Annotated in this window: 22 protein-coding genes and 1 other RNA gene; 2 read left to right on the forward strand and 21 right to left on the reverse strand. The window is 39.8% G+C overall.

Features of this window, described 5'->3' with window-relative positions:
- Nucleotides 1–255 precede the first annotated feature (255 nt).
- The 7 genes from SPD53_RS04750 to SPD53_RS04780 form a co-directional block, all read right to left on the reverse strand.
- Nucleotides 256–1,902, reverse strand: coding sequence for an FAD-dependent oxidoreductase (locus SPD53_RS04750; RefSeq protein ID WP_336251785.1), 1,647 nt, complete (start codon nucleotides 1,900–1,902; stop codon nucleotides 256–258).
- Between the two features lie 39 nt (nucleotides 1,903–1,941).
- Nucleotides 1,942–2,223: a HesB/IscA family protein gene (locus SPD53_RS04755; RefSeq protein WP_060681933.1), complete on the reverse strand. Its 282-nt coding sequence runs from the start codon at nucleotides 2,221–2,223 to the stop codon at nucleotides 1,942–1,944.
- A 19-nt stretch (nucleotides 2,224–2,242) separates the two neighbouring features.
- Nucleotides 2,243–4,015, reverse strand: a complete 1,773-nt coding sequence (gene arsA, locus SPD53_RS04760; protein WP_336251786.1) for an arsenical pump-driving ATPase — start codon at nucleotides 4,013–4,015, stop codon at nucleotides 2,243–2,245.
- 13 nt (nucleotides 4,016–4,028) lie between these two features.
- On the reverse strand, nucleotides 4,029–4,385 hold the full coding sequence (arsD, locus tag SPD53_RS04765) for an arsenite efflux transporter metallochaperone ArsD (protein ID WP_277680099.1): 357 nt from the start codon (nucleotides 4,383–4,385) through the stop codon (nucleotides 4,029–4,031).
- Nucleotides 4,386–4,478: 93 nt separating this feature from the next.
- Nucleotides 4,479–4,898, reverse strand: a complete 420-nt coding sequence (gene arsC, locus SPD53_RS04770) for an arsenate reductase (thioredoxin) (RefSeq protein WP_277680098.1) — start codon at nucleotides 4,896–4,898, stop codon at nucleotides 4,479–4,481.
- Between the two features lie 15 nt (nucleotides 4,899–4,913).
- The gene (locus SPD53_RS04775; RefSeq protein WP_277680097.1) at nucleotides 4,914–6,212 is read right to left on the reverse strand and encodes an arsenic transporter; all 1,299 of its coding nucleotides are present in this window, start codon (nucleotides 6,210–6,212) and stop codon (nucleotides 4,914–4,916) included.
- Nucleotides 6,213–6,228: 16 nt separating this feature from the next.
- Complete coding sequence (locus SPD53_RS04780) at nucleotides 6,229–6,573, reverse strand: ArsR/SmtB family transcription factor (protein WP_277680096.1); 345 nt, start codon at nucleotides 6,571–6,573, stop codon at nucleotides 6,229–6,231.
- Between the two features lie 246 nt (nucleotides 6,574–6,819).
- On the opposite strand from SPD53_RS04780, the gene SPD53_RS04785 reads away from it, so the two are divergent.
- Nucleotides 6,820–7,791, forward strand: coding sequence for an arsenic resistance protein (locus SPD53_RS04785; RefSeq protein WP_277680095.1), 972 nt, complete (start codon nucleotides 6,820–6,822; stop codon nucleotides 7,789–7,791).
- Between the two features lie 306 nt (nucleotides 7,792–8,097).
- Here SPD53_RS04785 and ssrA read toward each other — a convergent pair.
- The 6 genes from ssrA to secG all read right to left on the reverse strand — a co-directional run bounded on the left by ssrA (nucleotide 8,098) and on the right by secG (nucleotide 13,855).
- Nucleotides 8,098–8,457: a transfer-messenger RNA gene (ssrA, locus tag SPD53_RS04790) on the reverse strand.
- Between the two features lie 86 nt (nucleotides 8,458–8,543).
- Nucleotides 8,544–9,008, reverse strand: coding sequence for an SsrA-binding protein SmpB (gene smpB, locus SPD53_RS04795; RefSeq protein ID WP_336251787.1), 465 nt, complete (start codon nucleotides 9,006–9,008; stop codon nucleotides 8,544–8,546).
- Between the two features lie 73 nt (nucleotides 9,009–9,081).
- The gene (gene zupT / locus SPD53_RS04800; RefSeq protein WP_156855753.1) at nucleotides 9,082–9,888 is read right to left on the reverse strand and encodes a zinc transporter ZupT; all 807 of its coding nucleotides are present in this window, start codon (nucleotides 9,886–9,888) and stop codon (nucleotides 9,082–9,084) included.
- Between the two features lie 365 nt (nucleotides 9,889–10,253).
- Nucleotides 10,254–12,485: a ribonuclease R gene (gene rnr, locus SPD53_RS04805; RefSeq protein ID WP_336251788.1), complete on the reverse strand. Its 2,232-nt coding sequence runs from the start codon at nucleotides 12,483–12,485 to the stop codon at nucleotides 10,254–10,256.
- 49 nt (nucleotides 12,486–12,534) lie between these two features.
- Complete coding sequence (locus tag SPD53_RS04810; protein WP_336251789.1) at nucleotides 12,535–13,281, reverse strand: alpha/beta hydrolase; 747 nt, start codon at nucleotides 13,279–13,281, stop codon at nucleotides 12,535–12,537.
- A gap of 343 nt (nucleotides 13,282–13,624) precedes the next feature.
- Entirely contained in the window at nucleotides 13,625–13,855 is a 231-nt protein-coding gene (gene secG / locus SPD53_RS04815; protein WP_156855750.1) for a preprotein translocase subunit SecG, read from the reverse strand.
- A gap of 145 nt (nucleotides 13,856–14,000) precedes the next feature.
- Here secG and SPD53_RS04820 point away from each other — a divergent pair, with 145 nt between their 5' ends.
- The gene (locus SPD53_RS04820) at nucleotides 14,001–14,912 is read left to right on the forward strand and encodes an alpha/beta hydrolase (RefSeq protein WP_336251790.1); all 912 of its coding nucleotides are present in this window, start codon (nucleotides 14,001–14,003) and stop codon (nucleotides 14,910–14,912) included.
- A gap of 262 nt (nucleotides 14,913–15,174) precedes the next feature.
- On the opposite strand, the gene SPD53_RS04825 is transcribed toward SPD53_RS04820, so the two are convergent.
- From SPD53_RS04825 to SPD53_RS04860, 8 genes are all read right to left on the reverse strand, one after another.
- Nucleotides 15,175–15,750, reverse strand: coding sequence for a nitroreductase family protein (locus tag SPD53_RS04825; protein WP_156855748.1), 576 nt, complete (start codon nucleotides 15,748–15,750; stop codon nucleotides 15,175–15,177).
- A gap of 189 nt (nucleotides 15,751–15,939) precedes the next feature.
- Nucleotides 15,940–17,226, reverse strand: coding sequence for a phosphopyruvate hydratase (gene eno, locus SPD53_RS04830; RefSeq protein ID WP_156855747.1), 1,287 nt, complete (start codon nucleotides 17,224–17,226; stop codon nucleotides 15,940–15,942).
- Between the two features lie 34 nt (nucleotides 17,227–17,260).
- On the reverse strand, nucleotides 17,261–18,799 hold the full coding sequence (gpmI, locus tag SPD53_RS04835; protein ID WP_336251791.1) for a 2,3-bisphosphoglycerate-independent phosphoglycerate mutase: 1,539 nt from the start codon (nucleotides 18,797–18,799) through the stop codon (nucleotides 17,261–17,263).
- Nucleotides 18,792–19,553 (reverse strand): triose-phosphate isomerase, encoded by a 762-nt coding sequence (gene tpiA / locus SPD53_RS04840; protein ID WP_336251792.1) that lies wholly within the window; start codon nucleotides 19,551–19,553, stop codon nucleotides 18,792–18,794. Before tpiA ends, gpmI begins: the two co-directional genes overlap by 8 nt.
- Before the next feature lie 17 nt (nucleotides 19,554–19,570).
- A complete protein-coding gene (locus tag SPD53_RS04845; protein WP_336251793.1) occupies nucleotides 19,571–20,752 on the reverse strand; it encodes a phosphoglycerate kinase in 1,182 nt (393 codons plus the stop codon).
- Between the two features lie 230 nt (nucleotides 20,753–20,982).
- Nucleotides 20,983–21,993, reverse strand: coding sequence for a type I glyceraldehyde-3-phosphate dehydrogenase (gene gap, locus SPD53_RS04850; protein WP_336251794.1), 1,011 nt, complete (start codon nucleotides 21,991–21,993; stop codon nucleotides 20,983–20,985).
- Between the two features lie 61 nt (nucleotides 21,994–22,054).
- Nucleotides 22,055–23,074 carry a sugar-binding transcriptional regulator gene (locus SPD53_RS04855; protein ID WP_336251795.1) on the reverse strand — a complete coding sequence of 340 codons (1,020 nt, stop codon included), beginning with the start codon at nucleotides 23,072–23,074 and terminating at the stop codon, nucleotides 22,055–22,057.
- Between the two features lie 129 nt (nucleotides 23,075–23,203).
- Nucleotides 23,204–23,452, reverse strand: a complete 249-nt coding sequence (locus tag SPD53_RS04860; RefSeq protein WP_232334348.1) for a glutaredoxin family protein — start codon at nucleotides 23,450–23,452, stop codon at nucleotides 23,204–23,206.
- Nucleotides 23,453–23,457: the final 5 nt, after the last annotated feature.

The raw sequence follows: 23,457 nt of genomic DNA on the forward strand, positions 1-23,457 counted from the left end.
CCCAAGTAAATATATTATCAAACTTTTCTATTTCTTGTTCAATTAATATGAGTCATTAGTTACAAGATAACATTTAAATTCTTCTATACAATAATTTGAATATCCCTCTTGGTTCGGACCATTTTAATTTTTTCACAACTTAACATTCCACCAAATAATCCAATTTAAACATTAATTGTTTTAAAGGCATTAAAATAGTAATTCCACTATATATTCTGAAGACCCTTTATTATATTTATCTACATTCTATAAATTTTATTGTTTCCCTTTATTAAAACTCTGATAATTCTTATTCCCACCAGAAAGATTAAATACATCTTTAAATCCCATATTTATTAACACATTTTGCGCAGCATTTCCAGTTACACCTTTGTTACAGTACGTTACGGTAGGGATATTAGGATCCAAATTCTTCGCTTCCTTACGCAACTTTGCTAGTGGTATATTTACTGCTCCATCCACTTTCGATACCTCATACTGCTTCGTTGCTCTTGTATCGATGATTTGTATTTGCTCACCGTTCTCGATTCGGTCCGTTAATTCTTGTGGGGTAATCAGTTTATTTTTCTTATCAATCGCATTTTGTAAAGCCATACCTGTATACATTACCGGATCTTTCGTTGTACTAAATGGTGGTGCATATGCTAAATCTAGATGGAACAAGTCTTTTGCTTTTGCTTTAAAGGAAATGGCTGTTACAAATACATCGATTCGCTTATCAACACCATCTTCACCTACGATTTGCACACCTAAAATTTGGCTTGTTTTCCTATCGGCAATTGCCTTAATTACTAATTCTTTACCACCCAGATATTCTGCTCTTGCTGGTTTAATATTGTGTAATACTTCAAGATCAAAACCTTCTGCCTTAGCCTCTTTTTCACTTAACCCGGTATAGCCTACCGCTAAGTCAAATACTCTTAAAATTCCTGTCCCTAAAATGCCCCGATGTTCCAAATCTCCACCAGTAATAACATCACCAGCGATACGTCCCATTTTATTAGCTGTAGAGCCTAACGGACGGTATATAGGTTTTCCAGTTATAACCGAAAAACTTTCTGCTACGTCCCCAACGGCATAAATATCAGGTAGATTCGTTTGCATCTTGGTATTAACTTTAATCGTTCCAGATGTGCCTAATTCCACGCCTAAATCTCTTGCTAGTTTCGTATTTGGTCTAACACCAGTGGCTAAAATGATCATATCGGAATCAATGACATTGCCACTTTTCGTTTCCACAGTATTCTCCGTAATCACAGTTGCTTCTTCGTTTAATAACAAGTTTACTCCGTTATCTCGGATATGCTCCTCTACACGGAAAGCCATATCTTTATCCAAATGTGGCATAATCTGATTACTGCGCTGAACAATCGTTACTTCTAATCCTTTATGAGTCAATTGTTCTGCCATTTCAAGACTGATGAAGCCAGCACCAATAATGGTGACCTTTTTCGGGTTATTTGAAACCATAAACGAGTTGATAGATGCTGTGTTTTGGATATTGCGGACATGAAAGACATGCTCCATCTCCACCCCTTTAATTGGTGGAGTAATTGGAGTCGCACCAGTTGCAAATACCAAGGTATCGTAACTGTCTTCTTTCGTCTCGCTTGTATCTAGATTTTTAACTGTAATTACTTTCTTATCTGGATCTATCTTTATCACTTCATGACGTGTTTGAATATCCACGTTGTAACGTTTTTTAAACCATGCAGCACTTCTAGGTGTTAGTGTCTCTAACTCGTCTACTTCCCCTCCTAAAAAGTAGGGGATTCCACAAATAGAATAGGAGATATCATAATCTGCATTATATAACGTAATTTCTGCGTTTTCGTCGTTTCTGCGTGCCTTTGCAGCAACAGATGTACCAGCTGCAACGGAACCAATAATAATTATCTTCATATGTTTATAATCCTCCAGATCTTATCTTGATGTCTATTCTTAGCAGCACTGATCCATTCCTAGTAACACAAATTGCGAACCGTTTGGTGTTTCATCGTCATCTAATGTTAATCCTTCTACTGTATCTTTAACATCTTTATCAATGGACACTTTAATTCCATCAATTTCTTCAACAATATCGTTTTCTTCAGGCGCATCTAAAGAAATTCCTAATTGCGGTCCACAACATCCTGCTCCCATCGAATAAAAGCGAATACCTTCTGCACCCTTTTCTTGAAAAATAACCTGTAATTTATTTTTAGCCTTTTCTGTGATATTCATTATAATTCCCCCTTATTTTTTAAAGTTGAACAAATTCCTTCAATTGGTCATAGCCTATTTTTACTTCCTTCATCCAAGGGATTAACGCACTATTATCAGCTAATTCTTCTTGTACTTTCTTAATCCATTGCCTTTCCGATGCTGCACGTGCTTTTAATACTTTATCTGTTGTTCCTGTTGCATATAAACTTCGATTGATGACCCACCATTTTGGAGTTATCTCTGCTCGCTTTAAGTCATCCTGCAAGCGTGTTGCCTCAAAAACAGGAGTTGCTTCTGGCAATGTAACAACGACTACCCCTGTCTCTTCTGGGTTACGCAGTCTTGGCAATAACTTTTTCACACTTTCTGGAATTTCACCAGTAGAACGGCTCATTTCCTTGTGATAAGCCTCCGATGAATCAAGTAAAAGCAACGTATGCCCGGTTGGTGCAGTATCGATAACAACAATTTCTTGTCCAGACCTTTCTACTACATCGGCAAAAGCACGGAACACCGCAATCTCTTCCGTACATGGAGACTCAAGGTCTTCCTGTAAGTAGGCAAGTTCGTCATCATTCAATTCACCAGCATTAGTGATTACTTCTTTTTTGTAGGCTTCCACTTCTACTTCTGGGTTAATACTGCTGATGGATAGATTCTCATTAACAGTACCGTTTTGGAACATATAATCCAGATGTGCTGCTGGGTCAGTTGTTGTTAAATGAACTTTATGCCCTTTTTCCGTCAATCCAACTGCAATTGCTGCAGCAACAGATGTTTTTCCAACTCCACCTTTACCCATTGTAAAAATAACACGAGTATTTTTAGATGAAAAATCATCAATTACATCCTTTAGTTCAGAAAGTGGTGCAAATTCAGTACCCTGATCGTCCTCCTTGAATTTAACTAAAGGAGCATCACTCACAATCTGACGAAGGCGATCAATACCAGTTAACGAATACGATACAAAAGGTAATGAGAAGGTTTGAATCTTTTTCAATTCCTCTGGTGTTTTCGTCAATGCTTCATGCTGCCCTTCGTAAAAAGCAGTAGATACCTCATCATTTTTTTCATAAGACTGCAATAACCCATTTATGATAAGCATTTGTTTTTGGATGCCAATGTCTCCAAGTTCTAATGATGCACGGTTCGCTTCAATCAGGGTGGATTCCTCTGGTCTGGCAACTAAAATTATTGTTGTTTTGTCACCATCAGAAAGGGATTCAACTGCTTTTTGATACATAGCCTTCTTATCACCAAGGCCTGATAATGGTCCCAAACAAGAAGCCCCATGTGTTGCTTCCTCCAAATAACCAGACCATGCTGTCGGCAGAGATAATAAACGAAGCGTATGGCCCGTTGGAGCTGTATCAAATAAAACATGGTCGTATTCGCTAAATATCCCATCATCTGCTAATAAATGAGAGAATTCATCGAATGCAGCAATTTCTACGGTACACGCTCCAGAAAGCTGTTCTTCCATCTGATTGACTACCGATTCAGGAAGTTTATCTCTATATGGGCCAACTGTCTTTTCTCGATATGCTCTTGAAGCTTCTTCTGGATCAATATTACTGACAAATAAGTTTTTCACACTTGGAATTTCAACAGGTTCACGAGATAACTCGATTTCAAATACGTCCTGCAAATTAGAAGCAGGATCCGTGCTGACAAGCAAAACCTTTTTTCCTTGATCAGCAAGTGCAACTGCTGTTGCACATGCTACAGATGTTTTTCCAACTCCACCTTTACCAGTGAAAAATAGATACGGTGTTTCGACATGCATTTTTGGATTATAACGTGTATACAATTTAAAATCTCCTTTAGTCGAGTTTTACGGAAACACGTACACGAGGTTTCTGAGTCAATTCCTCCGCACTTACTTCCAACCATTCCGCAAATTCTTCATTGGTTGGATATTCACCTACTTTAACTACTTCCTCATCTAAAAGTGTTACTGGAAGTGCATCTGCTCCTTTTTCTTGAAGAACCTGATTTACCGTTTCATTATCTGCAAAAGATGCAGGGTCATTTGCTAAATTATATCGCTTGATGTCCACACCTTTTTGTTCCATTGAATAAATTGCAGAAGCTACTCTTGTTAAATTTGGGTCAACACTTGGTCCACAAACACCTGTTGAACAGCACATCGCCGGATCAAAGATTTCTACTTTTTTCATACGTTTTACCCTCCAATTATTTGTATATAACTATATACTTATATATCGACAGATAGTTAAGCCTTGAGGATATTCTCATGGCTTAACTTTTTGTTATTCTCCAGTTTCAGCAAAACGTTTAATTCGTTCACCGATTTCATCACGAACACGTTGAAAAACAGCCCACTTCTCTTTGTCTGTTCCTTCTGCTTTTGCAGGATCATCAAATCCCCAGTGTTCTCGTTTCACATTAGGTGGTGTAACGGGACATTTATCTTTGGCATCACCACAAAGTGTAACTGCTAAAGTTGCATTATTTAATATGTCCGAATCAATAATTTCTGATTTTTGATCGGATATGTCAATTCCAACTTCCTTCATTGCTTTCACAGCATTAGGGTTTAGTCCGTGGGCTTCAATACCTGCACTTCTTACTTCCCACTCATTTCCAAGAATCTCTTTAGCCCAACCTTCTGCCATTTGGCTTCGACATGAATTTCCTGTACATAAGAAATAAATTGTTTTTTTCGTCATAGTAATACTCCTTTATTAAAATATAGTTAATGTTAGATATAGACCTAGTAACGTGATAAATAGGATTGGTATCGTTAGAATAATACCCGTCTTGAAATACGTTCCCCAAGAGATCTTAATTCCTTTTTGGGACAGAACATGAAGCCAAACTAACGTTGCTAAGGAACCAATCGGTGTAATTTTTGGACCCAAGTCTGATCCGACTACGTTAGCATAAACAAGTGCTTCCCTTAAAACACCAGTAGTATTCGTTTCCGCAATGGCTAAAGCGTCAATCATTACGGTTGGCATATTATTCATGATAGATGATAGAAAAGCAGCAATGAATCCCATTCCAACGGTGGCAACAAACAACCCTTCATCAGCAACTGTTTGAATGATACTTGCTAGCGCAGAGGTGAGTCCTGCATTTCCTAATCCATATACTACGACATACATACCAATGGAGAAGAACACAATATCCCACGGCGCACCCTTAATAGCATTCTTTGTATTTACTGCAGGACTTTGTCTTCCCATTAAGATGAAAAAGATAGCAATAGCTCCCGCAATAATGGAAACAGGTATATTGATAAACTCGCTAGTAAAGTAACCAATGACTAATAAGCCAAGGACATACCATGATAGACGAAACATTCTATGATCCTTAATAGCACTTCTAGGTTCGGCTAGTTTCGCTACATCATATGACTTAGGAATACTTTTTCTAAAGTAAATCAGTAACACCGTTATGGTAGCAACTAATGAAAATAGGTTTGGAATAATCATTCGTGAAGCATATTCAACAAATCCAATACCAAAGAAGTCAGCAGATACAATATTTACTAAGTTACTGACAATGAAAGGCAAAGATGTTGTATCCGCGATAAATCCACTTGCCATGATAAACGGAAAAATCATTTTTGCTTTAAAATTCAAATTTCTAACCATTGCTAATACGATTGGTGTAAGTATTAACGCTGCACCATCATTCGCAAATAAGGCGGCAACAATCGCACCTAATATACTGATATAGACAAACATTTTTATTCCATTACCCTTTGCAAAACGGGCCATATGTAAGGCAGCCCATTCAAACAATCCAATTTCATCCAAAATTAAAGAAATAAGAATGATTGCTACAAATGCCAATGTGGCGTTCCAAACGATTTGTGTTACTTCGATTACATCACTAAACCCTACGACTCCTACAATTAGAGCTATAACTGCTCCTCCCATTGCAGACCAACCAATATTTAAACCTTTTGGTTGCCAAATGACTAGGACGAGGGTTGCTACAAATATGAGTATTGCGAGTATAAGCGTTGTTGACAAAATAATACCTCCAATATTAACAGCAATTAATTCGTCTACCTTTTTCTTCTAATTCCTTTATTTTATCGTTTTGACTTGGTAATTGATCAAGAATATCTTTTATAAAGGAATAATACTCATTATCTTTATTAACCGAGTAAAATATCCATTGCCCTTTTCTTTCTTCCTCAACTAACCCTAAATCTTTCAGTTTACGTAAATGTTGACTAATAGCTGGTTGACTCATTTGAAAAATTTCTACAAACTCACAGACGCAACAAGCATGATCGTCCATTAACTTCATCATTGTCAGACGTGTCTTGTCTCCAATTAGTTTTAAAAGGTTCGCAGCTTTATCTAATTCAATCACTGTTTTTAGCAAATTCATTCCTCCTTCTTACCTATTCTGTGATAAGTATATAATTATTTACTTATATATACAATGAAAAAATATGAATATGTAATATTTTTATAAAAACTGCTAATACCTTTAATTTTAGCTGTTTAAATTAGAGTATAAGTCTCGACTCTATAATACGAAATAATACGCATGAAAAGTAATATTAATCGGAATGTATTATACTAATATGTAGGAAAGTAAATTGTACAAGAAGAAAGTGATTGATTTATGGGCTTATTAGAAAAACTACAAACTCTTATTATATTAAGTGCTGTTGTTTTAGGTCTTTTATTAGGAAAAGTAAACTTAATTGAACAACATGCGGAGTCTTTCGTTATTCCGTTTCTATTCTTAATGCTATACGGGTTGTTTTTAAAAATACCACTGCAACAATTAAAAAAGGCTTTTTCAAATATTAAATTCCTTGGAGCTAACACAATCATTAATTTTATATGGACACCGGTAATAGCTTGGGGTTTGGGTTCCATTTTTTTATCTGATTATCCATCTTTATGGATCGGCTTTATTATGCTTATGGTGACACCTTGTACAGATTGGTATCTTGCGTTTACTGGAATAGCAAAAGGAAATGTATCGCTTTCAACATCGATTTTACCAATTAACTTAATTCTACAAGTCATACTTTTGCCAGTATATTTACTGCTATTTGCTGGAACAATTGAAACGATCCCCATAGCAACACTTGTAGAAAGTATATTGATTGTATTGGTTATTCCCTTTGTCCTTGCTCACCTTACTCGATTCTTACTAAGAAGTAGAAAATCTTTTTTAAACAACAAGATTATTCTTTTTTTCGACAATTCTCAAATTTTCTTTTTATCATTAGCTATTATGGCAATGTTTGCTTCCCAAGGTTCTTACTTACTTGAAAACCTAGAAGTCATTTACATTTTAATTTTTCCAGTTTTATCATTTTTTGTTATTAACTATGTAGTAGGACGCTTTGTTGGAAGGTTTTTAAAGTTTTCCTATGAAGATACGGTTAGCTTAAATATGACGATTATTGCTAGGAATTCACCAGTGTCTTTGGCTATAGCTGTAACAGCATTCCCTGATCAACCTCTTATTGCTTTGGCTTTAGTTATTGGGCCGTTAATTGAATTACCTGTACTTACCATAGTTTCGCAAGCTTTACTTTTCACAAGAAAAAAAAGTAAGAATAAAGACTATCCTATATAATCTAGGATAATCCTTATTTTATTTAACATACGGCTGTTTGTTAGATTGTTCGAATCCGGATAGATCAATGTAATTGTATCAAACCCTTTTATAAATTATCAAACTTTATTTCAAAGCCACAATAACAGTGGATACCGACTTTTCACTAAAGGAAAAGGCATTTAGATAAATTCGTAATATATATTAGCTATAAAAGTTGAAGAATCAAGCATAAAATTTCCTAAAGAAAAATAAAGCATAAAGCTTCCAAACGGAAATTTTATGCTTTACGTCACATAAACATAAAAAAACCACCAACTTATGTATTGGTGGAGACGGAGGGAGTCGAACCCTCGTCCAGAGATATTGCCACTCAGGCTTCTACACGTGTAGTTGATATATTCGTATTTCACTATTCACTCAGCCTATCAACAGGCTTTGTGATAGCTAGTCTGATTCATCTCGACTGACGATCCTCAGACGGTGGAAGTCAGTCCAGCCTGTTTGAGTTTGAGACCCTTCTATCTACAACACAGGCGATTGTAGGAAGGATCCTTTAGAACTGCTTAAGCAGCAGCTAAAGAGTAGTTTTCGTTTTTGCCAGTTATAGGCGTTTACGTTTTACGAGCCGTAACCTCGACGCGCAACCTGAGCTCAACCTACCCCTGTCGAATCCGTAACGTCCCCATATAAATGAGAACACTCGGGGGAGTCCCAAGCTCTATACTTATTATAACACAGACTTGTAATAATGCAAAGGGACCAATTTAAGCCTACTGATTGTATTCCTTTAACGCCCGGTCCGCATCCCGTTTCATTTGTTTCCGTTTCATATCTTCCCGCTTATCGAACTTTTTCTTCCCTTTACCAAGACCGATTAGCACTTTGGCATAGCCATTTTTAATATAAATTTTAAGCGGGACAAGTGTATACCCTTCCTGTTGCGTAAGCCCGATTAATTTATCAATCTGATTACGGTGCAGGAGAAGTTTACGAGAACGGGTTGGATCATGGTTATAGCGATTTCCCTGTTCATACTCTGCGATATGCAGATTAACTAGAAAAACTTCACCGTTGATAATTCTCGCGTGGGCATCTTTAATACTTACCCGCCCAAGCCGGAGTGATTTAATTTCTGTACCTTGAAGGACAATGCCTGCTTCATACGTTTCTTCGATAAAATAATCATGGCGTGCTTTCCTGTTTACTGCAATTGTTTTTCCAGTTCCCTTTGGCATTGAAACACCTCCCAATCACTTGCATAGACCTTTATTTTATCAGATTATCATGTTTTTTCCAATGAGAATTTATTTATTGCAAATAAATCAGACTAATCGCCATAATCGCCATACCAGCAATAACGCCGTATATCGATAAATGCGCCTCATCATATCGCTTCGCAGCAGGTAATAGTTCATCAAGCGAAATAAATACCATAATTCCGGCAACCATTGCAAATGTGATTCCCAAGACGAATTCATTTAAAAACGGCATTAGGATAAGAAATGCTAGGATCGCTCCAACCGGCTCCGCTAAACCGGAAAGGAAAGAAAGCTTGAACGCCTTTTTCCTACTGCCTGTCGCATAGTAGATTGGCACCGATACGGCAATTCCTTCCGGGATATTATGAATAGCTACGGCGACCGCGATTGCGAAGCCGACAGAAGGATCCTGCAGAGTTGAAATGAATGTTGCAATGCCTTCAGGAAAGTTATGGATCCCAATTGCTATCGCTGTAAATATGCCCATTTTCATCAGTTCCGGGTCTTGGATTGCCTTTCCCGGTTTCTCCATATCTTCTACCTTTTTAATTTCGTGGGGGTTGGAATAAGTTGGGATCAGCTTATCAATCACACCGATCAATAACATTCCGCTAAAAAATGCAAGGACCGTCACCCAATACCCTTCTGTATAACCTAATGAGGATACGAGGGATTCTTTCGCCTTAAAAAAGATTTCTATCATCGAAACATAAATCATCACACCGGCTGATAAGCCAAGTGCAAATGAAAGAAATTTTGTATTTGTTGTTTTTGCAAAAAATGCAAGCAAGCTCCCTACACCGGTAGCAAGCCCTGCAAAAAGAGTAAAAATTAAAGCAAGGGTTACATTATCCATCACAACACCTCCAGCCAATATTCATATTTTATTATACCTAATCGCGTCATAAAAGTTCCATGAAAAGCTTAATAGTAACAAAGGCGGAAGCGCCCGTTAAGCAACGTACAAACTGGAGCACTCCGGAATGAGATAAAGGAAACATGCCCCTTTAGGGGTATGCCGCTGTTGGGCTTTAGCCCGTACTTAGGCGGCCCTCCTTTAGTTTTGAGTTGATGTTGACTTATCGATTGGAGGAGTGTGAAGTTTGCTAGTTGCTGGGCGCTGGAGCCGGACGTGGCTTTCCCTGATATCCAAGTTATCCAAAGCATTTATATTTTATAGTTTTCCATGCTATAAAAAACAGTGGAGCCTCCCCACTGTTTTTATTTTTTCTTCTTACCTTTATTTTTTTTTACTTTCGGTTTACCTTTAGATTTGTTCTTTCTTCTTGCCGGGATTTCTTGTTTGTTTCCTTCGCGGCGTCTTTTTTTCGCCTTTGTTTCCAAGAGTTCGAAGTCTACAGCCCGTTCATCTAAGTTTACTTGAGCCACTTTTACTTTCACTTCGTCTCCAACACGATATATTTTGGCAGTATGCTCTCCAATTAATGCATGTGTACGATCATCATAATGATAATAATCATCCGTCAGGTAGCTGACATGAACAAGCCCTTCCACCGTATTTTCCAGTTCTACAAACAATCCGAAGTTCGTTACCGAGCTAATTACTCCTGTAAACTCCTCGCCAATCTTATCTTCCATATACTCCGCTTTCTTTAAGTCATCCGTTTCCCGTTCCGTGTCGACCGCTCTTCTTTCCATTTCGGATGTATGCTTTGCGATTTCCGGAAGAGCTTCCCGCCACTCCGCAATCGTCTTTCTATCCATCTTCTTCTCAAATAGATACGTGCGGATGAGCCGGTGGACAATTAAATCCGGGTAGCGGCGAATCGGTGACGTGAAATGGGTATAAAAGTCTGTCGCAAGTCCAAAGTGCCCGACACTTTCTGGGGCATACTTCGCCTGTTTCATGGATCGAAGCATCAGCTTTGAAACAATCATTTCTTCTGGTTCATCTTTTATCTTGTCAAGAACTTTTTGTAAGGCTTGCGGATGGATTTCATTTGCTGTTCCTTTTACCGAAATACCAAGACCAGCAAGGAATTCAAAGAAACTCTCCAATTTTCCTTCATCCGGATCTTCATGGATGCGGTGAATGAACGGTACATCCAGCCAATGGAAGTGTTCTGCCACCGTTTCGTTTGCAGCGAGCATAAATTCCTCAATCAACCGTTCACCGACTGAACGCTCACGAAGCACGACATCCTTCGCTTTTCCTTCGTCGTCAACAAGCACTTGCGCTTCCTTGAAATCGAAGTCAATCGCCCCTCGGCCCTTTCGCTTTCCACGGAGGATCGCTGCAAGCTTTTCCATCTGCTCGAACATTGGAACAAGTTCGGCATATTTCTCTCGTAACTCTTTATCCTGATCGACGAGAATTTTATTCACATCGGTATAAGTCATCCGTTCCGTTGAATTAATAACAGCGGGGAAAAATTCATGCTCCACAACTTCTCCGCTCGTCGTAATTTCCATCTCACACCCAATTGTCAACCGGTCGACTTGTGGGTTCAATGAACAGATCCCATTGGAGAGCCGATGTGGAATCATTGGAATAACCCGGTCGACAAGATAGACACTTGTCCCTCTTTCATATGCTTCCTCATCCATCGGAGAGCCTTTGTCAATATAATAACTGACGTCGGCAATATAAACACCTAGTTGGTAATTCCCATTGTCCAGCTTTTTAACCGAAATCGCATCATCAAGGTCCTTTGCATCTGCCCCGTCAATCGTTACAATTTGTTCATTCCGACGATCGATTCTATCTTCGAGCTCCTCGGGCGAAATCTCATCAGGTATTTCTGATGCCTGTTGTAAAACATCATCAGGAAAATCAATCGTTATCCCATGTTTATAAATAATGGATATAATATCAATGCCGGGGTCATTTTTATGACCGAGAATCTCGGTGATTTCAGCTTCTGCACTGCTCCACGCTTCAGGATACTTCGTAATCTGTGCAATGACCTTATGGCCGTCAATTGCCCCGTTCGCTTTTCCTTTCGGGATAAAGATATCATGGGGAATCCGCTTATCATCAGGGATGACGAAACCAAAGTTCTTGTTATCATCGTACGTTCCGACGACTTGAGTAATCGCCCGCTCCAATATCCGGAGCACGACACCTTCCGCACGGTCGCCTGCAAAGGATTGCTTCTCCCGCCTTACAAGCACCTTATCGCCATTCATCGCGGAGTTCAAATCAGATGGATTAATGTAAATATCCTCTACCCCCTCTTCTTCGGGGAGTAGGAAGGCGAATCCTTTATTATGCATTTGAATCCGACCTAAAATGAGATTCATTTTCTCCGGGAGGCCGTAACGGTTCTTTCTCGTGCGGACGAGTTCACCCGAATCCTCAAGACTATTCAATGTTTTAATTAGTTCTTTAAATTCTTCTGCATCTTGAATGCCCAACTTCTCTTCAATTTCATCGACGCTTAACGGCCGGGTCTCCGTTTCATTGAAAAATGTAAGCAATTTTTCTTTCATTCGTCTCACCTACTTTCATTATATCTATTACCGCTCATGACTTTTTTAATCATACATTCCAGTCAAGCTTCTCAAGGAATTGATAAATATCCTCATGCAATTCATCTTTCTGCTTGTCCAACGTGATAACATGGCCGGATTCCTCATACCATTTAATATCCTTCAAATCGGCCTCGACATGATCATAAATATAATTCGCACTTTCTGTATTGATCATCATGTCGTTTCTAGCCTGGACGACAAATGTCGGAGTGTAAATCGTGTCTACATTATCCTTTACTTCTTCAATCGTCTCTTTCAATAAAGAGAACAGTTCAGTAGATTCTTCCATGACAGTTGCTACTTCGCGTTCAATAGTTTTTGCGTCTTTTCGTTCGAGTTGTTTATATTCTTTGGTAAAGAGTTCAAAGCCTTGTGTTAGTTGAGTCTCATTATCAAAAAACATTGGTGCACACATTGAAATTATACCTTTCACCTGGGTTGAATAAGCAAGCTTTAATCCAAGCACGCCTCCAAGTGAAAGTCCGGCAACAGCAATTTCATCATAACCTAGTTCCTTCAAGTGATTTAATGCTAAATTCACATCTTCCCACCACTGATCTGGATTTGACTTAATCAGCTCTTCCGGCGGAACTCCGTGTCCCCGATAAATCGGTGCATGAGATGTGTAACCTTTTTTCTCCAAAAAGCGGCCAAGCATTCTGACGTCCGCTGTATGCCCTGTGAATCCATGTAGTAATAGAACAGCTCTTGGTCCCGCTTCAAATGTAAAGGCTTGTGGCTGTTTAATCTTCATATCTATCTACCCTTTCAATCAATACTCTAAAACGATGTTCAAAAAAGAAGATAAAAAGGACCGAGATCGGCTAAAAACACAATCGTCTTTCTAACGCCGACACTAGCTCATCCTGTGTGTCGATTTCGAGGTGGCTAGAGCTTCCAGGATCGAAATGTACGTTAGTAGGTACATGAGAAGCGAAAAAGCAAGCTAACGAGCTTCTCGTGTGTGGTGCGTTCTACGCCCTCCACAGGACGTGGACGGTTTTAGTAGAACCCCCTCTTTCGAAGTGTCACTTTTTACCATTTTGAACAACCTCTCTAAAAAACCCCTACCACAAACGTGATAAGGGTAATTATTATTATATAACATATGCACTTAAGAAAGCTAAAAGGAAGAATAGGATTCCTGTTACTACCGTACCACGATGTAGGAATAAATCGAGTCCTTTTGCTTTTTGTTTCCCAAATAATTGTTCAGCTCCACCGGATATTGCTCCCGATAGCCCGGCACTTTTCCCTGATTGCAGAAGAACAAAGACAATCATAATAAGTGCATCGATTACCAATAAAATATTTACTGCCATTTGCATGTTACAATGACACCTCCCGTGACGACAATTACTATTATATACTTTATCACAAGTGTATTTTATATAGCAAGATAATACTTTAGTTTTATTATTTTTTCTTTTCTAATCTAGGCGTTATAATGGGCTTTAGGAGGATGAGGAGAATATGAATGAAGAATTTTGGCTAACCGCAGAAGATGATTGTGAATTATATATCCGAAGCTGGGGTAGTGATATCAAGGATGCAAAAGCAGTTATTCTCATATCCCATGGAATGACAGAACACATCGCAAGGTACAAGCAACTTGCCGCCTTTTTTAATGGCAAAGGGTTCATCGTCTATGGGGATGATCACCGGGGACATGGTAGAACGGGAGAGAAACAAGGTCAACTCGGTTTCATCGCGGAAGCAAATAGCTTTGAATTATTGGTGGAAGACCTACACCTTCTTATACAATATGTGAAAAAACAGCATACAGGATTACCGATTTTTATTTACGGTCATAGTATGGGATCCTTTATAACAAGAAATTACATTCAGAATTATTCCGAGGAAGTTGCCGGAGTACTATTAGCTGGTTCTGGTTTTTTCCCCGAGCGAAGCAGTAAAGTTGGTTTGGAAATTGCCTCTTTTCAAAATCCGAGGAAAGAATCGACGTTCATGAACAATCTTGTATTCGGTAATTATAATAGTAAAATCGTCCAAAAGCTGACTAGTTTTGATTGGCTCACAAGGGACGGCCAAGTTGTAGATGATTATATCGCGGATCCACTTTCCGGTTACGTACCAACTGCCGGTTTTTTCGTTGATTTGCTGACTGGTATTTTACAGATGCAGGACCCGGAGCGCAACAAGCGGATCAGAAAGGATTTACCAATGCTTTTCATAAGCGGAGATGCCGATCCGGTCGGTAATTACAGTAAAGGTGTCTTTCAAGCTGCAGAAAGCTACATAGAAGCCGGTCTAAGCGATGTGATTGTCTCCCTCTATCCAGATGCTAGGCACGAATTACACCAGGAAACAAATAAAGAGGAAGTGTTCGACTTTTTGGAGCAATGGATTAGGAAACAATTATAAAGTGAAGCTTCATTCAGTGGGGGTTTCCTTCCCTCCCCCACTGAATGTTAGTTGAACAGAATCAGGGATTTACGGACTGTATATCCCCCACCTTCACATCTTGGGCGGGCTCCCTCATGTTTAGGTGTGGGGATAGTACAGACCGTTAATGCGTGATAAAGGTGAACTAGAGAAGCGAAGTGGACCAATGCGAAACCGGGAACGGTCCACTTCTTGCTTATTTGCTTGTGGACTTCAGCATTCTTACTATACCGCTATCTTCCTACTCAATCACCTCTATCCACTGATCCACTGGCGTTCTTCCTTTATCCCTTGTTGTCTTATCGGGGTAGCCAATTTGTAAGACAGCGGCGATCTTATGCTTCTCATGATCCAATCCAATTCTCTCGATAAACTGCTCGTCGTGCATATAAGGTGTAATCGTCCAGAGCATGCCAACACCGTATTCCCAAGCAGCAAGCTGGGAGTTCTGAATAAAGGCTGCGACCGATGAATACTCTTCTTCGTTTCGAATTGGGTCATTGGGGATTTCATAATAAATCAAAGCGTGATGAGGGATGGTGAATAGAAAATCAGCAATCGATGCCCTCGAACGCATTGCCTTCTCGGAATTACCACTTGGTAGCATGCCTGAGCGTTGATAGCTTTCAATAATTGCTCGTATGAGCTGTTCTTTCCCGTCTCCTTGATATAATTTTATCCTCCATGCCTCTGTCATATAATGTGTTGGTGCATAGGAACCGTATGTAAAAATTTCTTTTAACGTAGACAGCTCTATTTTCTCACTCTTAAAACTTAGCGTGGAGCGTCGTTCTTTAATTGTATGCAATAGATTCATTCCGATTCCCCTCCTGTTATTACTTATTATAGCGCTTCAGCCAAGCAGAAGACAAAAATATCCTAGACTCAGAACAAGTCTAGGATATTTTTCCCTTTTGTTAATTCATAGGAATCTTAAAATCATATGCTATGGATAACTTTCCGGAGATAGCCACATCCACTCTGCGCCCATCACCGCCTTTGTTTCTTACTTTTTCAAGTTATAGAAAGCATTTTTGCCTGCATATTCAGCGATACCTGCAAGTTCGTCTTCGATACGCAGTAACTGGTTGTATTTCGCAACACGGTCCGTACGGGACGGTGCACCTGTCTTGATTTGACCAGCATTTGTTGCAACTGCAATATCAGCAATTGTTGCATCTTCTGTTTCACCAGAACGGTGGGAGATTACTGCTGTATATCCTGCACGTTTTGCCATTTCAATTGCTTCAAATGTTTCTGTTAATGTACCGATTTGGTTTACTTTGATTAGAATAGAGTTGGCAATACCTTTCTCAATTCCTTCTTCAAGCTTGGATGTGTTCGTTACGAATAAGTCGTCACCAACAAGCTGGACACGGTCACCGATACGGTCCGTTAATAACTTAAAGCCATCCCAGTCATCCTCGTCAAAACCGTCTTCAATAGATACGATTGGGTATTTGTCAACCATTTGCTCATACCATTCAACCATTTCTTCAGATGTACGGACGACACCTTCACCTTTGAAATTGTATTTCCCGTCTTCAAACATTTCAGATGCGGCAACGTCCATTGCAAGCTGTACTTCTTCACCTGGTTTATAACCAGCAGCTTCAATCGCTTCGATGATTGTCTGTAGGGCTTCTTCGTTAGATCCAAGGTTAGGGGCAAATCCGCCTTCATCCCCAACTGCTGTGTTCAATCCTTTGTCAGCCAGAACTTTCTTCAATGCGTGGAAGATTTCTGCCCCGACACGTAATGCTTCTTTAAATGTTGGAGCTGCGACAGGCATAATCATAAATTCTTGGATGTCTACGTTGTTGTCTGCGTGCTCTCCACCATTTAAAATGTTCATCATTGGAGTTGGCAGTACGTTTGCGTTGAATCCACCAAGGTAATTGTATAATGGGATATCAAGGTAGCTGGATGCTGCATGAGCTGCTGCCATAGATACACCTAAGACTGCGTTCGCACCTAGTTTTCCTTTGTTCTCTGTTCCATCTAATTCAATTAATAATGCATCGATGATATTTTGTCTTGTAACGTCAAGCCCAATCAGTTCTGGAGCGATAACTTCATTTACGTTATTTACCGCTTTTTCTACACCTTTACCTAGATAACGGCTCTTATCACCGTCACGTAATTCTACTGCTTCATATTCACCAGTAGATGCACCACTTGGAACGAGGGCAGAGCCGAACCCACCTGATTCTGTCGTAATTTCAACCTCAACCGTTGGATTACCACGGGAGTCTAGTACTTCTCTTGCATAAACATCTGTAATGTATGGCATTTATAATTCTCTCCTTTTATCTATTGTTTTTAATTTACTTTTTCAATAAAGAATTACCGGTCATTTCTTCAGGCTTATTTACGTCCAATAAATCAAGCAAGGTTGGAGCTAAATCCGCCAGAATTCCACCGTCCCGCAATTCCGTACCCTTCTCTGTAACGATTACCGGAACCGGGTTGGTCGTGTGTGTTGTCATCGGCTCTCCTTCAAGTGTCATGACTTCATCGGAGTTACCATGGTCAGCAGTGATAATTGCTTTACCACCGAGTTCAAGAATTTTATCGACAATCTTACCTAAACATTCGTCCACTGCTTCAACTGCTTTAATGGTCGGCTCTAGCATTCCGGAATGACCGACCATATCCGGGTTCGCGAAGTTTAAGATGATTGCCTGCTGGTTACCTTCATCAAGTTCCTTCAGTAACGCGTCCGTTACTTCATAGGCACTCATTTCCGGTTTTAAATCGTAAGTAGCTACTTTTGGTGAATCGATCAAAATTCGTTTTTCACCAGGAAATTCCTCGTGACGTCCACCACTCATAAAGTAAGTGACGTGTGGATATTTTTCCGTTTCGGCAATTCGCAATTGATTCAATCCGTTGTCAGATAGAACTTCTCCGACCGTATTCTTCAAATCGGTTGGACCAAACGCAACTGCACTATTAATGTCATTACTGTAATTCGTAAATGTGACGAAATCAATGTCCTGTGGCACATTTTCACCACGTTCGAAGTCACGGAAATCTACATCCGTAAATGTTTTCGTAATTTGAATTGCCCGGTCTGGACGGAAGTTGAAGAAGATGATCGAATCATTATCTTCAATCAGGCCGACTGGCTCTTCATTTTCATCAATGATGACGGAAGGCTCAACGAATTCATCAAAGATTCCGTGCTCATAGGAATCATAGACGACATCGAGCGGATGCTGATAAGATGGACCTTTCCCATGTACCATTGCGTCGTACGTTTTCTTCACACGATCCCAGCGATGATCCCGGTCCATGGAATAATAGCGGCCGGAAACCGTTGCAATCTTCCCGACACCTAATTCCTGCATTTTCTCTTCCGTTTGACGGATATATTCAGCAGCTGTTTTCGGGCCTACATCTCGTCCGTCCAAGAAAGCATGCACATAGACATTTTCCAAATCATTCGCTTTTGCCAGTTCTAGTAAAGCGAATAAATGGCTGATATGGCTGTGAACTCCACCATCCGAAAGTAAACCGAACAAATGGAGTGCTTTTTGTTCTGTCTTGGCTTTATGAATGGTCTGAAGGAAAGCTTCCATCTGGAAGAAGTCGCCTCCCTGAATCGCCATATTCACTCGAGTCAGGCTTTGATAAACGATACGACCAGCACCGATATTCAAGTGGCCGACTTCAGAGTTTCCCATCTGACCTTCTGGTAATCCAACGGCTTCCCCACTCGCTGTTAATTGATTATGAGGGAATTCATTCCAATACCGATCAAAGTTTGGTGTGTTTGCTAATTTTACTGCATTTCCTTTCACTTCATCTCGTAAGGCAAAGCCGTCGAGGATGATTAGTGCTGCTAAATTTTCTTTATTCATTAATACCTGCCTCCACAAGGGATAAGAAAGAATCCGCTTCTAGGCTCGCACCGCCAACTAACGCACCGTCTACATCGGACTGGCTTAATAATTCATCAATCGTTGCCGGCTTCACACTACCGCCGTACTGGATAATTACTTTATCCGCAGTTTCTTCTGATGTAAGTTCTTTAATAACATTACGAATTTCACGGCATACTTCATTCGCATCTTCACTTGACGCAGTTTTGCCTGTTCCGATCGCCCAGATTGGCTCATAAGCAATGATCGTCTTAGCAATTTCTTCAGCTGACAAATCTTTCAATGCTGCTGTAACCTGGCTCCGGACAAGCTCCACTGTTTCATTTGCTTCTCTTTGCTCAAGACTCTCTCCAACACAAACAATCGGTGTTAATCCGTGCGCGTGAGCTGCTCTTGTTTTTTTGTTTACTGTTTCATCCGTTTCCGCAAATAATTCTCTACGTTCGGAGTGGCCTAAAACGACGTGGGTAACACCAATATCCTTCAGCATAACCGGGCTTACTTCACCAGTAAACGCACCACTGTCTTCAAAATGCATATTTTGAGCAGAAACTTTAATCTCTGTACCTTCCGTCGCTTCCACTAAAGCTGGTAAATAAGGGAATGGTGCACAAATGATCGCCTCTGCCTTGTCATTTGCCGGGACTTTTTCCCGAATTGCCTCGACAAATTCTCTAGCTTCATTTGCCGTCTTATTCATTTTCCAATTTCCTGCAATTACGTTCTTACGCATGTTTCCACTCTCCCTACTTATTTTTCATCTAAAGCTGCGATACCTGGAAGAACTTTACCTTCCATAAACTCTAAGGAAGCTCCTCCGCCAGTTGACACATGATCCATCTGCTCAGCGAAGCCAAATTGTTCAACAGCTGCAGCAGAGTCTCCACCACCGATAATCGAGAATCCTTCTGTATCTGCAAGAGCTGCGGCAACTTCTCTCGTACCGCCCGCAAAAGAATTCATTTCAAATACACCCATCGGTCCATTCCATAAAATTAATGCAGATTCCTGAATTGTTTTACGGTAGATTTCACGGGTTTCTGGACCAATATCAAGCCCTTCCCAATCTGCCGGTATTTCATTTACAGGTACAATTTTTGTATCTGCTGTATCAGAGAAGTCATTAGCGACTACGACATCAACAGGCATTAAGAAATTGACATTCTTCTCTTTCGCTTTTCTCATGAATTCATTGGCCAAATCAATTTTATCTTCTTCAAGAAGTGAATTTCCAATTTCATTACCTTGCGCTTTAATGAATGTATAGGCTAGTCCACCACCGATGATTAGGTTGTCGACTTTATCAAGTAGATTATCGATTACATTAATCTTATCTTTAACTTTCGCTCCACCAATAATTGCTGTGAATGGACGTTTTGGATTTTCCAGTGCATTACCGAGTACTTCAATTTCTTTTTCCATTAAGAACCCTGCAGCTGCCGGCAACTTCTCTGCAACTCCAACCGTTGAAGCATGTGCTCGGTGAGATGTTCCAAAAGCATCATTGACAAAAATATCCGCGAACTTAGTGAATTCTTCTACTAATGCTGGATCGTTTTTCTCTTCACCCGCTTCAAAGCGAACATTCTCAAGCAGAAGAATACCCCCTTCTGGCATTTGGGAAACTGCATCTTCTACTTCTTTTCCAAATACTTTGTCTGCTTTTAATACTTCTTTACCCAGCAGGTTGCTTAAATGTTCAGCAACAGGGTCTAATCTTAAATCTTCTACTACTTCCCCTTTTGGTCGGCCTAAATGACTTACTAAAATTACTTTGGCACCTTGTTCTGTCAAATATTCAATTGTTGGGATAACTGCTTTGATTCTTGTATCATCCGTTACCTTCCCGTCCTGCATTGGAACGTTCAAGTCGACACGGCATAATACCCTCTTCCCTTTTACATCAAAGTCTTTCATCGTCTTTTTATTCAAATCATCAACCTCCCAAATGGTTTTGCAACGTTTTATTGTATTGTTCCATATTTTGCTTTCCATCCATTATTATATACCAGGTGGAAATGAAACGCTTGTGATTCGTTGAGTTTTGTTGAATAATTGGATTTTTATTTAATATGTACATAGGATTATCTAAAATGAAAAAAGCGAAGGAGGATGACTTTTCCTCCTCCGCCCTTTGTACATAAAACAATTACGGTTTATAATTATAATCCTTTGCTGTTAAGCAGTTCTACAAGGTCAATACAACGAGCTGCATATGCATATTCGTTATCATACCAAGAAACAACTTTTACCATGTTGTCTTCCATAACCATTGTGGATAGACCATCAACGATAGAAGAGTGAGCATTACCAACAATGTCAGAAGAAACGATTGGATCCTCAGTGTACTGAAGCACACCTTTCATTGGACCTTCCGCAGCTGCTTTGAACGCATTGTTCACTTCTTCTACTGTTACATTTTTCTCCAATTCAGCAACTAAGTCTGTTAATGAACCGTCTGGAGTTGGAACACGTACTGCCATACCGTTCAACTTACCGTTAAGCTCAGGTAATACTTTACCTACTGCTTTAGCAGCTCCCGTTGTTGTTGGGATAATATTCGCAGCTGCTGCACGTGCACGACGGTAGTCTTTGTGCGGTGAGTCAAGCGTATGCTGGTCGTTCGTGTAAGAGTGGATTGTTGTCATCATTCCACGCTTCAAACCAAATGTATCGTTTAACACTTTTGCAAATGGTGCTAGACAGTTTGTTGTACATGAAGCATTTGATACAACGTGGTGGTTTGCTGGGTCATATTGATCGTCATTAACACCCATTACAATTGTTAAATCATCATCTTGTGCTGGTGCAGAGATGATTACTTTTTTCGCGCCAGCATCGATATGTTTCTGTGCTTGATCACGTTGAGTGAAACGACCTGTAGATTCAATAACAACATCTACACCAAGCTCACCCCAAGGAAGGTCTGCTGGATCTCTTTCAGATAATACTTTAATCTCTTTCGTACCGATGAAGAGGCTTGAACCTTCCGCCTTCACTTCTTCTTTTAGAGATCCATGTACAGAGTCATATTTCAAAAGATGTGCAAGCATATCTGCATCTGTCAAGTCATTTACTGCTACAACTTCCATGTTCTCGCCATGTTCTAATGCATGACGTAGTGCAATACGACCAATTCTTCCAAATCCGTTAATACCAACTTTTACTGTCATGTTATTGCCTCCCTAAATTTATAAAAAATATATTGCTGATAAATTTATTTTTAAAAGGCATTTAGCCTTCTAAAATCTCTCTTGCGCAGGCTTCATCTGTGATTAAGAGATCACTTTTCCCTGCTTCGAAATAGGACGCGATCGCTTTCGCCTTTGACTGACCACCTGCAATCGTCACTACATGCCCAATTTCATTTAGGTCATGTAAATGAAGTCCAACAGTGCGAACCCTGTAAACAGTATTACCCTCTTGGTCAAAATAATATCCAAAAGCCTCACTTATTGCTTCATTCTCTTTTAATTTATCGAGAATGTGTTGTGGTGTCTTCCGGCGATTCGCCATTTTGAGTGCGTCCCCAACACCATGCAATACAATGTCTGCCTGTTTAATCTTGGACACGATTGCTTGTATAGACGGCTCTTCCATTAAACTTTTATATGCTGCTTCACTTAATGGATCCGGGACATAAAGTAAGCTGTAATTACCGCGGGACTTCTTTGCCATCTCCTCGGCTATTCTTGTCGCCTGGTTTTCAACTTTTTCACCAAGCGCACCTCTAGCCGGTACGAAAAGATAATCTTCCTCTTTATTAAGAGGTGTCATGACGTCGGCAACCGCTGCAATTGTACTGCCACCTGTAACAGCAATCGTATTATTCGCCGTAATAATAGATTTCAAATAGGCGATACAGGCTTTACCCATTTCCTGTTTTACCCATTCCTGCCCATCACTATTCCCTGGTACAATAATTACCTTGTCTAATGATAGTTTTTCCTTTAAACGTTCCCTTAAAACATGAATCCCTTTTAATTCACCCATAAAATCTGTCAGTTCTTCCAGTAGCCGTTTCCCTTCCTTCGTAACATACATCCCCTTACTCGTAATTTCGAGCAGGCCTTGTTCTTGAAGAAAGTCAACCTCACTACGAACCTGACGTTCGGTCAATCCTACGTTTTCACTGAGTGCACGTCTTCCGATCGGATGAAAGAGACTGACACTCTGCAGAATTGCGTAACGTTCTTCTAAGACTTGAAGCAGGTCTGGTACAAGTTGTTTCTGCAGATTAACGATTGCTTTCATATCGCTACTCCTTCTTCTGGACACTTTATGTCCACGCTAGTCAAATTACGTCCCTCTACAATATCGATTATATCATAGAGATATTTTTTTACAACTAAAAGGAATTAAAAAGAGAGAAATTAGCTCATCCTAATTTCTCTCCGAATGTTTTTTCAGAAAAGCTTCTATTGTATTGAAGCTGATTTCTTCACAATTCATTTGTTCACCATTAATTTCTATTACCGGAATTTGAAGCTGATACTCCGCCAGCCACTCTTCCCTTGAGTGAATATCCCGTTTTTCTAATGTATGTGGATAGTCGACTTCAAAAGAGGATAGTAACGCCTCAGCATCGTCACATAATGGACAGATTTCCTTCGTATAAAATATAATATGCACCAGAT

The organism is Oceanobacillus sp. MO10714A (assembly GCF_037072045.1).
GTDB classification, from domain to species: Bacteria; Bacillota; Bacilli; order Bacillales; family Amphibacillaceae; genus Oceanobacillus; species Oceanobacillus indicireducens.

What these genes read in the sequence shown, in the direction of transcription:
- SPD53_RS04750 (WP_336251785.1), bottom strand. Translation starts at nt 1,902, where the DNA reads ATGAAGATAATTATTATTGGTTCCGTTGCAGCTGGTACATCTGTTGCT.
- arsC (WP_277680098.1), bottom strand. Translation starts at nt 4,898, where the DNA reads ATGACGAAAAAAACAATTTATTTCTTATGTACAGGAAATTCATGTCGA.
- tpiA (WP_336251792.1), bottom strand. Translation starts at nt 19,553, where the DNA reads ATGCGTAAGAACGTAATTGCAGGAAATTGGAAAATGAATAAGACGGCA.
- SPD53_RS04825 (WP_156855748.1), bottom strand. Translation starts at nt 15,750, where the DNA reads ATGAATCTATTGCATACAATTAAAGAACGACGCTCCACGCTAAGTTTT.
- gap (WP_336251794.1), bottom strand. Translation starts at nt 21,993, where the DNA reads ATGACAGTAAAAGTTGGTATTAACGGATTTGGAAGAATTGGTCGTATT.
- SPD53_RS04820 (WP_336251790.1), top strand. Translation starts at nt 14,001, where the DNA reads ATGAATGAAGAATTTTGGCTAACCGCAGAAGATGATTGTGAATTATAT.
- SPD53_RS04810 (WP_336251789.1), bottom strand. Translation starts at nt 13,281, where the DNA reads ATGAAGATTAAACAGCCACAAGCCTTTACATTTGAAGCGGGACCAAGA.
- SPD53_RS04855 (WP_336251795.1), bottom strand. Translation starts at nt 23,074, where the DNA reads ATGAAAGCAATCGTTAATCTGCAGAAACAACTTGTACCAGACCTGCTT.
- SPD53_RS04785 (WP_277680095.1), top strand. Translation starts at nt 6,820, where the DNA reads ATGGGCTTATTAGAAAAACTACAAACTCTTATTATATTAAGTGCTGTT.
- SPD53_RS04755 (WP_060681933.1), bottom strand. Translation starts at nt 2,223, where the DNA reads ATGAATATCACAGAAAAGGCTAAAAATAAATTACAGGTTATTTTTCAA.
- rnr (WP_336251788.1), bottom strand. Translation starts at nt 12,485, where the DNA reads ATGAAAGAAAAATTGCTTACATTTTTCAATGAAACGGAGACCCGGCCG.
- zupT (WP_156855753.1), bottom strand. Translation starts at nt 9,888, where the DNA reads ATGGATAATGTAACCCTTGCTTTAATTTTTACTCTTTTTGCAGGGCTT.
- eno (WP_156855747.1), bottom strand. Translation starts at nt 17,226, where the DNA reads ATGCCATACATTACAGATGTTTATGCAAGAGAAGTACTAGACTCCCGT.
- smpB (WP_336251787.1), bottom strand. Translation starts at nt 9,008, where the DNA reads ATGCCAAAGGGAACTGGAAAAACAATTGCAGTAAACAGGAAAGCACGC.
- arsD (WP_277680099.1), bottom strand. Translation starts at nt 4,385, where the DNA reads ATGAAAAAAGTAGAAATCTTTGATCCGGCGATGTGCTGTTCAACAGGT.
- secG (WP_156855750.1), bottom strand. Translation starts at nt 13,855, where the DNA reads ATGCAAATGGCAGTAAATATTTTATTGGTAATCGATGCACTTATTATG.
- gpmI (WP_336251791.1), bottom strand. Translation starts at nt 18,799, where the DNA reads ATGAATAAAGAAAATTTAGCAGCACTAATCATCCTCGACGGCTTTGCC.